Raw genomic sequence first — 15411 nt, 5'->3', positions numbered from 1 at the left:
TCGTTGGTACTATTGTTCCTAAATAATTTTTAAAATAAGCTACAAAGATTCGCTCTCCCTAAACATCGAGGTTCCTAAGCTGAATTTAGTCGCGATAAAAATTTCCCGTAGCCCGTACAGGTATAAACGAATTGTTATAAAAATTAAAGGCGAGACCGTTTTATCAAAGGTATTTCAAAAACAGCTCCATCCTTGGAAAGTTCGGTATCAGGAAAAACGATACGGGCTTGTTCCAATAAAGGAGAAGGATCAATGTAACGGGATGAAAAATGTCCTAACAAAAGTCGTTTGGTCCCGGCCAACACGGCCATTCGAGCTGCCTGGGTTGCCGTACTGTGGTAAGTCGCCTTCGCCAGGTCCGCGAACTCGTCTCCATACGTGGCATCGTGATAGAGAAGATCGACACCTCGCACGTATTCGGCAAAAGATTCCCGGAAAAGAGTATCCGTCATATAGGCATACGAACGAGGTGCCGGCGGAGACGCCGTAAGCCGTTCGTTAGGAATAATCTCTCCTTCAGAAGTTATAAAATCCTCTCCCTCTTTTAACCGATGCATAAAAGCCACCGGAACCTGAAAAGCCTCTGCCATCTCCCGGCAGATACTTCTCGGCCTCTCTTTCTCGGCAAACAGAAAACCGTTTGCCGGAGCTTCATACCGATGTTTTAATGGAAAAGAACGAACGGTAACCAACTTGTCCTCGTATATCAATTCCGGCTCCCGTCCCAAATGATGAAAGATCAAGGGATAATTTAAGCGGGAGTTCATGAGTTTCAATTGAAATTCAATTATCTCCTGTAATCGCTTGTCGGCATAGACATGTAACTCGCCCCTGCGGTTTTGCATGGAAAAAGTAGATAACAGCCCAATCAGACCGAAAAAATGATCCCCGTGCAAATGAGAAATAAAAATACGATTGATCTTATTGTAAGGCACCTTAAAACGCCGGAGCTGGTGTTGGGTACCCTCACCGCAATCTATAAGAAAGTACCGCTCAAGCACATTAAGTACTTGAGCGGCAGCATTTCTTTGAAGAGTGGGCACGGCAGAACCGCACCCCAATATGGTTAATTCAAATTTCACGAATCAATTACGCCTCTTCGTTTTTAGCTTCTTCTTCAGCTTGCGCCTCCATTTGATCTTTCAAAGCAGCCAACTCGGTGATATCTCCCAAAGTCGTTTTTTCCAACTTCTCTTTCACTTTCTTAACGGCTTTTTTCGTGGTTTGAGCTTCGTCTTTTCTCTTGGCTGATTCTACGGCTTTTTGCTCATCCTCAAAAATACGGGAATGAGAGAGAATAATCCGTTTGGCACCCTTGTTGAACTCAATTACTTTGAACGGCAATTTTTCATCTACCTGAGCCTGAGATCCGTCTTCTTTTACTAAATGACGTGGAGTGGCGAAACCTTCCACACCGTAAGGCAATGCGATAACCGCTCCCTTATCGAAAATTTCAGTAATCGTTCCTTCATGAATGGAATCAACGGTAAAGATAGTCTCGAATACATCCCAAGGATTCTCTTCCAATTGTTTGTGTCCCAAACTCAATCTTCTGTTCTCCTTGTCTATTTCAAGAACAACCACATCGATTTCAGCTCCGATCTGAGTAAATTCTGCCGGATGTTTCACTTTCTTCGTCCAAGAAAGATCAGAGATATGGATTAATCCGTCAACACCCTCTTCGATTTCTACGAATACCCCGAAGTTAGTGAAGTTACGAACAATAGCTTTATGTTTTGTTCCCACGGCATACTTCTCTTCGATATTTTGCCAAGGATCGTTTTTCAACTGTTTGATACCCAAAGACATCTTTCTCTCATCACGATCCAAGGTAAGAATAACAGCTTCTACCTCGTCACCCACTTTCATGAAATCTTGAGCAGAACGCAGATGTTGAGACCAAGACATTTCCGATACGTGAATCAAACCTTCTACACCCGCGGCAATCTCTACGAAAGCTCCGTAATCCGCCATAACAACGACCTTACCCTTCACGCGGTCACCGACCTTCAAGTCCGCACTCAAAGCATCCCACGGATGAGGAGTCAATTGTTTCAAACCTAAGGCAATACGTTTCTTCTCATCATCGAAGTCAAGGATAACCACATTCAACTTCTGATCCAATTGAACGATTTCGTTCGGATGGTTTACGCGCCCCCAAGAAAGGTCCGTAATATGGATCAATCCGTCTACACCGCCCAAGTCGATGAATACTCCGTAAGAGGTAATATTCTTAACAGTACCTTCAAGTACCTGTCCTTTTTCCAATTTAGAAATAATATCCTTCTTCTGTTGTTCCAACTCAGCCTCAATAAGAGCTTTATGAGAAACAACAACGTTTTTGAATTCCTGATTGATTTTAACCACTTTGAATTCCATGGTCTTACCAACGTATACATCGTAATCGCGAATCGGTTTCACGTCGATCTGAGATCCCGGCAAGAAAGCCTCGATACCGAATACATCCACGATCATACCACCCTTCGTACGACATTTTACAAAGCCCTTGATCACCTCATCGTTATCCAATGCCGAGTTCACGCGATCCCAGCTACGTAAAGCTCTCGCTTTTTTATGAGACAAGGTCAATTGGCCTTTTTTATCTTCCTGAGTTTCAACGTATACCTCTACCTTGTCACCCACCTTCAATTCCGGATTGTAACGGAATTCATTCAACGAAATAATACCGTCCGACTTGTAACCGATGTTTACTACAACCTCTCTCTTGTTCATAGAGATAACCGTACCCTCAACTACCTCTTTTTCTACCACGGAAGAAAGAGTGTCGGCGTATTTTTTTGCTAATTCTTCTTTTTCTGATGCAGAAATCACATCATCATTCGCATAAGCCTCCCAATCAAAATCCTCGTCAGCCTCAGCAGTTGCCACTGCCGGCGCCGTTTTTTTTACTTCTTCTTTTGCAAGTTCTACTTGCATTTCTTTTTGTTCTTCTGTCATGATTAATTCTTTCTCTGCTAATAAATTAGACATTATGTTTTCTAATAACGGGCGCAAAAATACAAATAAATCTTTAGCTTACAATGAATTTTACAAAAAAGTGGTACTCAAAAACACGATTTTATCTATTCTCAACCGTACTGTTTCAAATTTGCAATTTAAATATTATTCACTATATTCGAAAAAAATTTAGAATCGCTGACCTTAATTATTAACTAAAAATCAAACCACTATGAAAACAATTTTAATGATTTTTTTAACGGCATTTATCTATCTTCCAAGTTTAGCCGGTAGTGTTAAAGTCGTAATTAAAGCCCCAAACGGAGAAGCAATTGAAGGAGCCTCCGTAGAATTGATAGATGTCAAAACAGGAAATACAGTTGCAGCAGCAAGTACAGCCGCGGACGGTACATGCGAATTTAACATACCCGTTATGGGGAAAGAGTATAAACTGAGAATCTCATACATCGGCTATAAAACGACAGAAACAGCCATATTCGTACCCAACGCCGGTAGTGCCACGTTCACCATCACCCTACGTGAAGATACGACAGAAAATACCGATTTAGTTGCTAATTTTCCGGGAACAAATTCAATACACATTCCAGCGAAAAGAACTGATACCCCTTCATTTTTATTAAAAGCTTGTTAATTGACAGGGACATGTTCTGTTCATGATAAACACCCGGCATATCCGGTCCGTGACTCGAATTAAATTTAAAACGACTTGGTGAGATCTTATTTTTAAATTTCAGTAATCGTAATACTGATAGGAATCATATATTTATTGTTTGTGACCACTCCTTTACGGTAACATGTCTTTTTATTTTTATAATCGTTTATCGTTATTTCATTGTTGTAGGGGATACCCAAACAGACAGATCGATTCACTGGAGACTATTTGTCCCGCCCTATACAATAACGGAATCTTTTCGGGAATAGCGTCGGAATCATGATACGTACATTTCATTAAGCCTGATAGCTATAATCATCGGGCTATTTATTTATCGGCCAGCGATTCTTCATTTCAACTCGTTATCCATTCTGTTTTTTCACGCCAACCTTACACCCGTTTTCCTTTTCAGGTTCATTATAACGATAAAACCCTCGATACAGACGAAGTGGATTTACTCGGAAGACTCATCTTCCCCCAGCAAATCCGGACGCAATAACCTGGTTCTCTCGTATGCCTGCTCTTCCTGCCATTCGTCGATTAACGCGTGATTACCGGAAAGCAAGACCTCCGGAACCTTCCATCCGTTAAAATCCGCCGGACGGGTATAAACAGGAGGTGCCAATAAATTGTCCTGAAACGAATCGCTCAATGCCGAACTCTCGTCATTCATAGCCCCGGGAATCAAACGAACAATGGCATCGGTCATGATACAGGCAGGTAACTCCCCACCCGTCAACACATAGTCCCCGACAGATATTTCCCTGGTAATCAAATAATCCCGGATTCGTTGATCCACCCCTTTATAATGTCCGCAAAGAATCATAATATTCTCCTTCAACGACAATTCATTAGCCATTCGTTGATTAAATGTCGGAGCATCGGGAGCCGTATAGATAATTTCGTCATACCGACGTTGGGAAGTCAACTCCCGAATGCAATCAAAAACCGGTTGAATCATCATAACCAATCCCGCGTCTCCCCCGAACGAATAATCATCCACCTTCCGATGTTTGTCTCTCGACCAATCCCGGATATTATGGATAAAAATTTCCACAATTCCCTTCTCTTTCGCCCGCTTAATAATGGAATGATTTAACGGACTCTCCAATAATTCCGGTATTACACTTAAAATATCTATACGCATACATTAAAATATTGAACGTTGAAAACAGCTTTCCATTTCGAGGCAAATATACGGATAAAGTCATAGACTCTAATGAACCTATTCCAACAAATAGCCTCCTCAAAAAAAAATCGCTCCATAAGTTACCATCGTCCTCCCCCTGAATATTGACAGGAAACTACTCCCTACAAAAATTTCAATTCCGACATCGAAGCCATTAGTACCCGAAGAAACAGAAAAAATAAACTACTAAATGTAATTACATACCTTCGAGATACCACCTGCGTCAAAATATCGCATACCGTCAACTTCCTATAACGGGACTTTCCACGCGGACCGATTTCTTGATAAAAAAAACAGGAGCCGCCATCTGGGCTCCTGTTCCGTATTTTATTTCAAATAATCTTCAAAATAATTCGTCACTTTTTGCATCAAATGAATCCGGTCCCGACCCCGTACATTGTGCTCGGCACACGGGTAAGGAAAATAATCCACCTGTACGTTATTTTTAATACACTCCCGGATAAAGCTTAAACTATGCTCCCACACAACTACCGGATCGACCGCTCCTTGGCAAATCAATAATTTTCCCTTTAAATCTTTCGCTTTATGAATAAGGCTTACTTTCTCATATCCTTGCGGATTCTCTTGAGGGCTATCCATATAACGTTCTCCGTACATCACTTCATACCACTTCCAATCGATAACGGGACCTCCGGCCACGGCTACCTTATAGATATCCGGATAATTGGTAATCAACGATATGGTCATAAATCCTCCGTAACTCCATCCGTGAACACCGATACGATCCGTATCTACCCACGGCTGAGAAGTCAGGAATTTAATTCCCTCTATCTGATCGGCCATCTCTTGTTGTCCGCATTGCCGATGGATGATATCCTCAAACGCTTTTCCCCGGTTAGGTGTTCCGTGATTATCCAATATAAACACCACGTATCCCCGCTGGGCCATATACATCTCCCACATACTCAAAGAGGCATTCCAGGAATTCTTAACCAGCTGCAGATGCGGGCCTCCATACACATAATGGATCACCGGATATCTCTTATTCGGATCGAAATCGATCGGTTTGATCAAACGATAGTACAGATCACTCCCGTCAGCCGCTTTTATTTTGCCCAAAGTAATATCTCCGAATTTATAGTCCTTCACCGGATTTTCGGCCGTCAAAATACGACGCACCTGTTTCCCGTTATTAGCTACCAAATCAATGACCCGGGGAACATATTGGTTGCTGTAATTATCCACGAAATAGGAGCAGTCGCTACTCATGTTAATCATGTGCCATCCTTCGGCGGAAGTCAAACGACTTCTTTTTCCGCTTTTCAAATCCACCCGGAAAAGCTGTTTCTCAACCGGGGAGATCTCGGACGAAAGATAGTATGCATATTTACCCGCCTTATCCATAGCGACAAACTCTACATCAGCTTCCACCGGAGTCAAACGTTTAAGTAATTTTCCGTCCCCGTCATGCAGATAAAGATTAAAATAACCGTCCCGGTTATTCGTCCGGAAAATAAAACGATCCGAACCGTTGACAAAATGCAATTTATCCTGCGGTTCCACGTAAGTATCCGATTTTTCCTCGAACAGAGTCGCTATCAATTTACCTGTTGACGCATCGTATTTATTCAAACGCATATGATTCTGTCCCCGATTCAAGACCTGCACGTAAATGGCATCCCCTCGGGGGCTCCATGTAATATTAGTCAGGTATTGTTCCCTACCAAAATCATCCGCATTCAAAAACACGATACGTTGGGAAGCCATATCGTATATACCTAAACTTACCTGCTCCGATTTCATTCCGGCCATCGGGTATTTAATCTCACGTAACGTACCCGTACGGCTCTCGATATCCAACAAGGGAAAAGAGGTTACTTCACTCTCGTCTTTACGGTAAAAAGCCATTTTTTTTCCGTCAGGAGCCCAAAATATCCCCTCGTTAATATTAAATTCATTTCTGCTCACGAACTGCCCGTTCACGATATTCTTATCCTCATCCTCCGTCACGGCAAAACTATTTCCTCGCTTATCGACATAATAAAGATTATTATCCACCGTGTAGGCATAAGCCTCAGCCGGAGCACAATAAGTTATATTAGCAGCACCCTTGGGAAACACGATGGTATTTTTCAACCTTTTACCGACCACATCGATTTGGAACTCTTTACCTTGACGTCGAACAGCCAATGTCTGTTCATCCAACCAGGAGAACTGAGGAAATCCCTTCAATTCCGTTCCTAAAATCCGATTCAACTCTTCCGTTGTCAATACGACCCTTTTTTCTCCCGTGGCCGCATTTTCACTTATCAAATTTTTATCAGAAAGATAAGTATAATTATTACTCTCTCCCTGCCACGCGATATATTTCGACTGCGGATAGAGGTGATACCCCACGATAGCCTCTTCCATTGTCAAAATTTTCTCCTGCGCAGCCAAACTTAACATCATACACAATCCCATTAAGGTTAACCCAATTTTTTTCATTTCTTACATTTTTAATAGCTTCGAATACAAAATCCGTTGCCGTTAACTGTTATTACTACTTATGATCTACAATACACGCGAAATTACTACTATTTCTGAATAATAAACCTATCTCGGTCTTCCAGTACGGGAAATCTCTTCCGAAATTCCCGTAAACCGACCAAATCGATATCCATCTGACGAATATCATCTTCGTAAACCTCACATCGCACCAGCACCTCTCCCTTGGGAGAAACAATCGCAGAATCACCGGAATACTCCAATTCGTTCCCGTCTTTCCCGACACAATTTACACCTATTACATAACATTGATTCTCTATCGCTCTCGCCCGCAACAGTATTTGCCACGCTTCCCGCCGGACGGCAGGCCAATTGGCCACGTAAACAGCCATATCGTACATTTCCGTATTGCGGCTCCACACCGGAAAACGCAAATCATAACATATGAAAGGTGCTATTTTCACCCCTTCGTATTCAATGAGCAATTTTTTATTTCCGGACGTAAAATGTTTGTCTTCTCCCCCCATGGTGAAACAATGACGCTTATCATACCACTCTACCTTCCCATCCGGAAAAACAGCCAATAAGCGATTATAAAAACGCTCCTCCTGGCGAAAGATAACCGATCCCATAATCAAAGCTTTCTTCCGGGAAGCCCATTCCAACAATTTCGAATAAGTCTCCTCGTAAAAAGGAGCTATTTTCTCCTTACCCTGCATGGTAAAACCGGAAGAAAACATCTCCGGCAAAACAATTACCTCCGCCCCTGTCACATGCTCTATCCGCTCGTCAAAACGCCTTAAATTTTCAGGAACGTTTTCCCACGCTAACCGGGCTTGTATAATAGCTATATTTAATTTCCCTTTCATAATCAATCACCGGTAGAAAAATTCTCTGGATGACGAGGATGAGCATCCTTATAAGTCGACATGATGTAACGCAAATCGGCATCCGGATCATCCGACGGTTCAAAACGGGTTCCCCACGTGCAATACTTGTATTTGTAATCGATACGTCCTAAATAAACCGGAACTCCGGCTTGCTTGGCAATTACTAAAAAACCCTTTTTCCATTTCTTCCTTTTTTTCCGACTTCCTTCCGGAGTAATCGTCAAATACATGGTATCTCGTTTCTTAAACTCCTCCACCATCTGCTCCACCAAATGATTATCCTTATTTCCCCGGTCAACCGGTATCACATGCATCGCACGCAATATCATTCCCAACGGAAAAAAGAAAAACTCTTTCTTCATCAATATAAATGTGGGTATTCCCTTACTCATAAAAGTCAACTTTCCCCAAATAAAATCCATTATAGAAGTATGGGGAACGGAAATAACCACAGCTTTCTTATCTTTCGGTAACTCTCCGACCATCTTCCAACCGAAAAGTTTCATGATAAAACGAGCAATATATTTCATATCATTACCAATTAACAAAACCAATCCCATGCAAAAATAAAACAAATCCCGGAGATAAAATCGATTTCCCCGGGATATAATCATTTTCAACACAAATCTTACTCTACCTTAACCCATTTTACCGCATCGGCAGCCAACACCTCCCCGGGTAAAAGTCCCTTGTCCTGAAGCATGAGCTTCACATTGCCCGGAGAAAGCTCATACCTTCCCGAAAAAATCCATCCATAAAAAAAATCAGAACCTCTCCCCTCTTTTCTTCCCTCCAACTCGATCTCTTCTTGCTCCCCGTTTGCCCGATGTAATTTAACCGTTAATATATTATCTTTCCAATACTGATCAGTAATGAAAACTATTTTATCTTCTACATTATCATGAAAGAAAGAGTATTCCACCGATGGAGCATCCTTCCATTTCCGAGAATTTCCATCAATAGAAACATGTTTGATAAACAACTCGTACGTACCCGCTTCCTGAATCGAGGCATTCCACTCTACCTGAGACTTACCTCTACCGCTACCCTTACTGTAAAAACTTCTTACCACATCCCCATAAGCATCGTACGAAGCAAAAAGTGTCCAACGCCATTCGGATTGCTTCGGAGGATAAGAATTGTATTTTTTATCCTTAGCCGGCTTTTCGAAATAAGACGACCGCTCTTCCCGGATCACAAATCCCTCGTCCTCGTTATCCACGATAATTTCATTAGCAGGGGGCATAAAACAAGTCGTGTCGATCTCTCGAATCGTATCTCGATCTACCCACACTTTTCCCTCATCCCAAATGACAAACTCTTCCGGTAAATTCTTAGATAAACCGAGGTAAATTGAAAACTGCGAAAATCCATCTTTAAACGGGACGGCTAACGCAACCTCCAGACAAGCACGAGGAGCAATCGTGATGTATTTTAACGCAGAGGTTTTTGCAAACTGATAATTCACGGAAACCATTCCCTCTACCTCACTTTTATTCCAAACTTTAAAATAAACTGTAGCCAGCTCTTTTTCCTTATCCCCATTTATTTCTATATCCCGAACCACGAAAGAAGGAATCCCTTTCCCCGTGTACCATCTATTCAATACAGGATAAATATCTATATCAAAACGACGATTCAACTCGCTACAAAACAGGTCAAAATCGACCTCTTTGTGTTTATAACGTTCCGTAAAGCTATCGACAAAGCGATTCAACGAATCTCCCACCAAACTTAGTAAACGATTTCTCAACTCTTTTCCTTTCACGTCTACAATACTCTTTATTTCAGGAACCACCTCTCCCGGTTGAAACGCTTGTTCCAAGCTCTTCTCCGAAAGAAATTCAATTGCCTTCATATCCCTTACTATTTTGAACCATATATTACTCGCAAGTGACTCATCCGTCTTCATCACGTTAAACAGTGAATTAATCATGGGATACCGGAAAGAACTCAACAAGACAGTACCCTCTTTTCCCAAAAAAGAACAATCGTATTTATTCCAGGAAGATGCCGTGATAGAAGAACGATCCTCGTTTTTTTTCATAAAAGACAACCAGGAAAAAAAATTCTTTTCTCGTTCCGCTCTATAAAACAAATTAAAATTTTTTACAATTAGGTCAGATTCAACTTCAGCCAACGGCATAGCTTTCACCGCATCCCATAACATATCTTTCATGTCTTCAGTGATTTGCGCCAAATCTCTCTGTATCTTTTTTTCTAAGATGTCTTTGTAATCCGTCAATCGGCTGGTTCGCCGTTCCGATACAAAAAAGAGCTCCGGGTGGACGTAATCGGTTCCCTCTCTCCACCGGCGAATAAAAGTATGAAAAGAAACAGGAACTTCTACAAGCTGCACCTTCCCGTACGGATACTTATAATAAGTTGTAAATAACCATTTGATTCTTTCTACGGATTGTGTTTTTCCTTCCTCTGAAGCCAAAAATGCCCCTTGACAGGGGATCTCTCCCCGGGGATAGTAATATTCACTTAAAAAATCCAGAGCTCGAAACTGTTCTTTATCCATGTCGCCCATCACTAACGTTATTCCAAAAAGATTCTGCTTGTTATCGAAACGGATCGTATCCTCCTTTACGGACATCTCTCCCTGCGAAAGAACTGTTTTTTGAACGGGATCTACCACGGTCAACCGGTATAACGTGTAATCACGACGGGACATCCAGGGAAAACCGATGTTAGTAACCGGTATCGTCGTGGGATACCAGATCGTTTCAGGAGTCAACAAGGTAAAAGCGTCCGTCAAAAAGAAAAAACGATGACCTAAACATAACATGTTGTTAAAATCCATCTCGTTAAACTCTTTATTCTCGATATCGGGATAACAAATAAAAGGATCGATCTTTCCCGAATAACTCATGGTTACCGATAAACTATCACCCGGCTGCAACCCATACGGAATAATTATTACCTGCTCCTCTCGCTCGAAGGACATCTCCCTTCCGTCTATTGTCAAGCCGGAAAGCTCCAACCCCGGGTTCAGGTAAAACAGTAGCGTATCTATCGCCGTGAGGTTCCGATTTTCGATCATGAGCTTACTGGTCGAAGATAAACGTTCTCCTTCCTGACGAAACGTGATCTCGTGTTTATTCGTGTTCACCTTGGGAGTATTATCGTACCGTTCGTAAATAGACCGATAATGATCCCGAAGTTCATTATGACGTTCAAAAGGGAAAAGATAACAACAAGCGGTGACTATACCTGCCCAAAAACAAACGGGTATAATCCATCCGACGTACTTCCGCTTTTCGGATAATCGTTTGAAACCGACAACGGAAAGAGCGAATAACCCCAGGGCAAACCAAACAAACACCAAGCGCTGCAAAAGATAACTTCCTATTCCGGGATGTCCCGCTATGGGCGAAAATATATTCGGTATACGCGAAGCCGTAAAATCACCTATCCCGTGAGCTAAAAACGGAAGTAGCATTAAAGTTCCCCACAAACATAACAATAACAACAACAGAGCAAAAACCCGTGACCGCACGAAAATCTTTATACATACAATCCATGCCGTGGTAAAAAAAATGGCCGGTAGTGTTAAGGTAAAGAAATAAAACAGATACAATAAAGGAGAAAATACCGCATCCGTCGCAGAAACGTGAAGGATCAATGTTAACACCATTAACACGATATCCAGCACAATCAAAATTTTCACAACAGCTAATCCCTTTCCCAACACGTATTCCACATTAGTGACAGAACGTGTCAATAAAGCTTCATTCGTGTTTTTTTGCGGTTCCCTTCTTATAAAATCACCCGCTATAAATATAGATAGAAAGGCTTGAAAAATGCAAAATAAATAAGCATTCGTGTAGGGGATGGCAGAAGGAATATCCAATCTAAAGGCGTAAGAAGCAATACGCCAGTCACTATGCGCAAACACGTGAAAACTTAAAATTCCCCCGATTAGCAAAAACGCCAGAAAAACGAAAATACCGCTTCTCCTTACGATTCTTTCCTCGTACTTGGCTACCAGATCGATATGATTAAAATTCATTATCCCCATCTTTACAATTTAGAAAACAAATACAACATTTTAAGCGAAAGTAAAACGTCAAGATCTTCAAATAAGACGACAATACAGCTATTAAATATATATATATTTTTATAAATAAAACAATGACAAATCACCATCATTGATTTTTCCAGCGAAAAGATTGCTATTCAAAAAACTATTATTACCTTTGCCGAGCGAAAATTTAACCTCAGGGGTATGAAAAGCGGAATCATCCCACCCCATGGTATTAACTTTAATAATAAAAAACAATGTACGCTATTGTAGAAATCGCAGGACAGCAGTTCAAAGTAGAAAAAGACCGTAAAGTCTATGTACACAGACTGGAAGCAGAAGAAGGCTCACAAGTAGAATTTGACAAAGTATACTTGGTGGAAAACGAAGGTCAGGTAAAAGTCGGAACTCCTATTGTAGAGGGAGCAAAGGTTACGGCCAAAGTACTATCCCACTTAAAAGGGGACAAGGTAATCGTTTTCAAAAAGAAAAGAAGAAAAGGTTACGCTAAGAAACAAGGTCATCGTCAATATTTGACTCAGCTTCAAATTGAAGAGATCAACGCTTAATTTATTTTGTAACTTCTAAAATTTTAATACGATATGGCACATAAAAAAGGAGTAGGTAGCTCTAAGAACGGTCGTGAATCTGAAAGTAAACGATTAGGAGTGAAGGTTTTTGGCGGACAGTTTGCCAAAGCCGGTAATATTATCGTTCGTCAAAGAGGAACCCAACATCACCCGGGATTAAACGTGGGCATGGGTAGAGATCATACTTTATTTGCTTTGATTGACGGAAACGTTGTTTTCACCAGAAAACAAGGAGATAAATCTTACGTCTCCATAGAACCTATTGCAGAATAAATAGAAAAATGCAAAATATTTAAACTCCTGCCTCTTAAAGACAGGAGTTTTTTTTATTTTTACAACCGCAAACAAGAGTTTCGGATCGACAACTTAATGACCGGAATCCAACGTAAATCATAAATCGAAATCAATATGTTGAATTTAAAATTTATTCAAGAGAACAAAGAGACGGTTATTCGAAAATTAGCCGTCAAGAACTTTGATGCAAAGGAATTGGTGGAAAAAATCATATATCTCGATGATGCGAGAAAAAATCTTCAAAAAGAATCGGACAACAAGCTGGCAGAAATGAACACGATCTCCAAACAGATCGGGTTATTCATGAAAGAGGGGAAAAAAGCCGAAGCCGAGACGGCTAAAGCACAAACCACCCGCTTAAAGGAAGAGATTGCCGCTTTAACGACGAGACACAGCGACACCTTAGCAGAATTGAACGAACTAATCGTCAGACTCCCGAATCTTCCGCACGATTGTGTTCCTCCCGGTAAAAGTGCAGCAGACAACGTGATCGTAAAGATCAGCGATAATATTCCGGTCCACGAGGAAGGCCAATTAGCCCATTGGGATCTGGCAAAAAAATATCAATTGATAGATTTCGAGGTGGGCGTAAAAATCACGGGAGCCGGATTTCCTGTATACAAGGGATTAGGGGCCCGTTTACAAAGAGCATTAATCTATTTCTTTCTCGAAGAAAATACAAAAGCAGGATACGAAGAGGTCATGCCTCCTTTGGTCGTCAATGAAGATTCCGGCTTCGGAACCGGACAATTGCCGGACAAAGAGGGACAGATGTATTACGTTAACGAGGACCGACTCTATCTTATCCCGACTGCGGAGGTTCCCGTTACCAACCTGTACCGTGACGTGATTCTGGATGCGGAACAATTGCCGATTAAAAATACCGCCTATACGGCTTGTTTCCGGCGGGAAGCCGGTTCTTACGGAAAGGACGTGCGCGGTCTGAACCGCCTGCACCAATTCGATAAGGTGGAAATCGTCCAGATTACCCGTCCGGAAGTATCCTACGAAGCCTTGGACGGTATGGTTAAACACGTGGAAAGTTTATTGATCCAATTAGGCCTTCCCTATCGGATCGTTCGTCTTTGTGGCGGAGATATGAGCTTTACCTCTGCTTTAACCTATGACTTCGAAGTTTATTCGAAAGCACAAGACCGTTGGTTAGAGGTAAGCTCCGTATCCAACTTCGAAGAGTTCCAAGCCAACCGTTTGAAATTACGGTTTAAAAACAAAGGAGACAAAAAGACAACGCTGGCGCATACTCTGAACGGCAGTTCGTTAGCCCTTCCCCGTATCGTGGCCGCTTTGTTGGAAAACAACCAAAGTCCCGAAGGCATTCGCGTGCCGGAAGTATTGCAGCCGTTTATGAAAACCGATTTGATAAAATAATAACCATTACCTCTGAAAGCCGAATTGTTTATAATCGGGCTTTTAGAGGTAAACAGTTCATTCCCATATTATCCATGCGCTACGTTTACAACACCACCTTCCACGTGGAAAACGACACAGAAGCTTCCTTGATCAACTGGATGCAAAATCATCACCTTCCCGCTATTCGGGAGAAAGGATTATGTAGCGATATACTGTTCACCCGGATAAAAACACAAGAACCGCAAGGCAAATCGTTCTCCTTGCAATTGATCTTTCCGGCAGAAAAAGATTATCAGGCTTTCCTCGAAAAACATCAGGAGGAGTTATTGAAAAAGCTACTCGATCAATTCGGTCGACAAGTTCTCTATTTCAGCACCTTATTGGAGGAAATATAACATGGAAAAACTCATAATGGGAATCGACCCGGGCACTAATTTTATGGGGTATGCCATCATTCGGACTACCGGGAAAAATTGCAGGCCGGAACTTGTCGTTTCCGGAGTCGTCGATATGAAAAAAGTAGAAGATCCTTATCTTAAACTACAACGTATTTTTCAACGTACCCTACAAGTCATCGATAGTTATCACCCGGATGAATTAGCCATTGAATCCCAATTCTACGGGAAAAATATTCAATCCATGCTAAAATTGGGTCGCGCGCAAGGGGTTGCCATTGCTGCGGCCCTACAACGTAATATTCCCATATTCGAGTACGCTCCTAAAAAAATTAAAATGAGCATCACGGGAACCGGAGAAGCTTCTAAAGAACAAATCGCCTTGCTTTTAGGCAAATTCATGGTCATGCCGGATACGATCTCCACGTTGGACGAAACGGACGCTATTGCCATCGCCTATTGTCACCATTTGCAAGGCTCCCTACCCACAACCGGAGGTTCCAAATGCAAGGATTGGGATGATTTCATCAAGCAGAATCCGGATAAACTGATTTGACAGCTTTTAAACGAACG

General features: G+C 41.7%; 13 protein-coding genes. 6 read left to right on the top strand and 7 right to left on the bottom strand.

The genetic code is table 11. The features are described from left to right. Window positions 1-143: 143 nt before the first annotated feature. Together PGR74_RS08280 and rpsA are read right to left on the bottom strand one after the other, a co-directional pair. The gene (locus PGR74_RS08280) at window positions 144-1082 is read right to left on the bottom strand and encodes a ribonuclease Z (RefSeq protein WP_041502049.1); all 939 of its coding nucleotides are present in this window, start codon (window positions 1080-1082) and stop codon (window positions 144-146) included. 7 nt (window positions 1083-1089) lie between these two features. Then, a complete protein-coding gene (gene rpsA, locus PGR74_RS08275) occupies window positions 1090-2937 on the bottom strand; it encodes a 30S ribosomal protein S1 (RefSeq protein ID WP_394341858.1) in 1848 nt (615 codons plus the stop codon). A 253-nt stretch (window positions 2938-3190) separates the two neighbouring features. Here rpsA and PGR74_RS08270 point away from each other — a divergent pair, with 253 nt between their 5' ends. After that, window positions 3191-3610 carry a carboxypeptidase-like regulatory domain-containing protein gene (locus PGR74_RS08270; RefSeq protein ID WP_041505411.1) on the top strand — a complete coding sequence of 140 codons (420 nt, stop codon included), beginning with the start codon at window positions 3191-3193 and terminating at the stop codon, window positions 3608-3610. 475 nt (window positions 3611-4085) lie between these two features. On the opposite strand, the gene trmD is transcribed toward PGR74_RS08270, so the two are convergent. The 5 genes from trmD to PGR74_RS08245 form a co-directional block, all read right to left on the bottom strand. Continuing rightward, window positions 4086-4778 (bottom strand): tRNA (guanosine(37)-N1)-methyltransferase TrmD, encoded by a 693-nt coding sequence (trmD, locus tag PGR74_RS08265; protein ID WP_041502051.1) that lies wholly within the window; start codon window positions 4776-4778, stop codon window positions 4086-4088. Window positions 4779-5147: 369 nt separating this feature from the next. Next, window positions 5148-7268, bottom strand: coding sequence for a S9 family peptidase (locus PGR74_RS08260; protein ID WP_052634332.1), 2121 nt, complete (start codon window positions 7266-7268; stop codon window positions 5148-5150). 89 nt (window positions 7269-7357) lie between these two features. Continuing rightward, window positions 7358-8137, bottom strand: a complete 780-nt coding sequence (locus tag PGR74_RS08255) for an amidohydrolase (protein ID WP_041502052.1) — start codon at window positions 8135-8137, stop codon at window positions 7358-7360. Between the two features lie 2 nt (window positions 8138-8139). Then, complete coding sequence (locus PGR74_RS08250) at window positions 8140-8688, bottom strand: 1-acyl-sn-glycerol-3-phosphate acyltransferase (RefSeq protein WP_041502208.1); 549 nt, start codon at window positions 8686-8688, stop codon at window positions 8140-8142. A 98-nt stretch (window positions 8689-8786) separates the two neighbouring features. Continuing rightward, the gene (locus PGR74_RS08245) at window positions 8787-12176 is read right to left on the bottom strand and encodes an ABC transporter permease/M1 family aminopeptidase (protein WP_160289123.1); all 3390 of its coding nucleotides are present in this window, start codon (window positions 12174-12176) and stop codon (window positions 8787-8789) included. Window positions 12177-12445: 269 nt separating this feature from the next. Between PGR74_RS08245 and rplU the strand changes: the two genes are divergently transcribed. The 5 genes from rplU to ruvC all read left to right on the top strand — a co-directional run bounded on the left by rplU (window position 12446) and on the right by ruvC (window position 15394). Then, window positions 12446-12757 carry a 50S ribosomal protein L21 gene (rplU, locus tag PGR74_RS08240; protein WP_041502054.1) on the top strand — a complete coding sequence of 104 codons (312 nt, stop codon included), beginning with the start codon at window positions 12446-12448 and terminating at the stop codon, window positions 12755-12757. A gap of 33 nt (window positions 12758-12790) precedes the next feature. Then, entirely contained in the window at window positions 12791-13051 is a 261-nt protein-coding gene (rpmA, locus tag PGR74_RS08235; protein ID WP_041502055.1) for a 50S ribosomal protein L27, read from the top strand. 135 nt (window positions 13052-13186) lie between these two features. Beyond that, a complete protein-coding gene (gene serS / locus PGR74_RS08230) occupies window positions 13187-14461 on the top strand; it encodes a serine--tRNA ligase (protein WP_041502056.1) in 1275 nt (424 codons plus the stop codon). Window positions 14462-14535: 74 nt separating this feature from the next. Continuing rightward, window positions 14536-14838, top strand: a complete 303-nt coding sequence (locus PGR74_RS08225; RefSeq protein ID WP_041502057.1) for a DUF4286 family protein — start codon at window positions 14536-14538, stop codon at window positions 14836-14838. 1 nt (window position 14839) lies between these two features. Next, window positions 14840-15394, top strand: coding sequence for a crossover junction endodeoxyribonuclease RuvC (gene ruvC, locus PGR74_RS08220; protein ID WP_041502058.1), 555 nt, complete (start codon window positions 14840-14842; stop codon window positions 15392-15394). Window positions 15395-15411: the final 17 nt, after the last annotated feature.

It is taken from the genome of Sanguibacteroides sp. AM78-02pH3A (genome assembly GCF_027666085.1).
Classification (GTDB): Bacteria; Bacteroidota; Bacteroidia; order Bacteroidales; family Marinifilaceae; genus Gabonibacter; species Gabonibacter massiliensis.
The sequence above is the reverse complement of the archived record's forward strand: the minus strand, read 5'-3'. Positions and strand labels throughout refer to the sequence as shown.

Coding starts and splice junctions, on each gene's coding strand:
- PGR74_RS08255 (WP_041502052.1), bottom strand. CDS start 8,137: ATGAAAGGGAAATTAAATATAGCTATTATACAAGCCCGGTTAGCGTGG.
- PGR74_RS08225 (WP_041502057.1), top strand. CDS start 14,536: ATGCGCTACGTTTACAACACCACCTTCCACGTGGAAAACGACACAGAA.
- PGR74_RS08250 (WP_041502208.1), bottom strand. CDS start 8,688: ATGAAATATATTGCTCGTTTTATCATGAAACTTTTCGGTTGGAAGATG.
- rpmA (WP_041502055.1), top strand. CDS start 12,791: ATGGCACATAAAAAAGGAGTAGGTAGCTCTAAGAACGGTCGTGAATCT.
- ruvC (WP_041502058.1), top strand. CDS start 14,840: ATGGAAAAACTCATAATGGGAATCGACCCGGGCACTAATTTTATGGGG.
- PGR74_RS08260 (WP_052634332.1), bottom strand. CDS start 7,268: ATGAAAAAAATTGGGTTAACCTTAATGGGATTGTGTATGATGTTAAGT.
- serS (WP_041502056.1), top strand. CDS start 13,187: ATGTTGAATTTAAAATTTATTCAAGAGAACAAAGAGACGGTTATTCGA.
- rplU (WP_041502054.1), top strand. CDS start 12,446: ATGTACGCTATTGTAGAAATCGCAGGACAGCAGTTCAAAGTAGAAAAA.
- PGR74_RS08245 (WP_160289123.1), bottom strand. CDS start 12,176: ATGAATTTTAATCATATCGATCTGGTAGCCAAGTACGAGGAAAGAATC.
- rpsA (WP_394341858.1), bottom strand. CDS start 2,937: ATGCAAGTAGAACTTGCAAAAGAAGAAGTAAAAAAAACGGCGCCGGCA.
- trmD (WP_041502051.1), bottom strand. CDS start 4,778: ATGCGTATAGATATTTTAAGTGTAATACCGGAATTATTGGAGAGTCCG.
- PGR74_RS08270 (WP_041505411.1), top strand. CDS start 3,191: ATGAAAACAATTTTAATGATTTTTTTAACGGCATTTATCTATCTTCCA.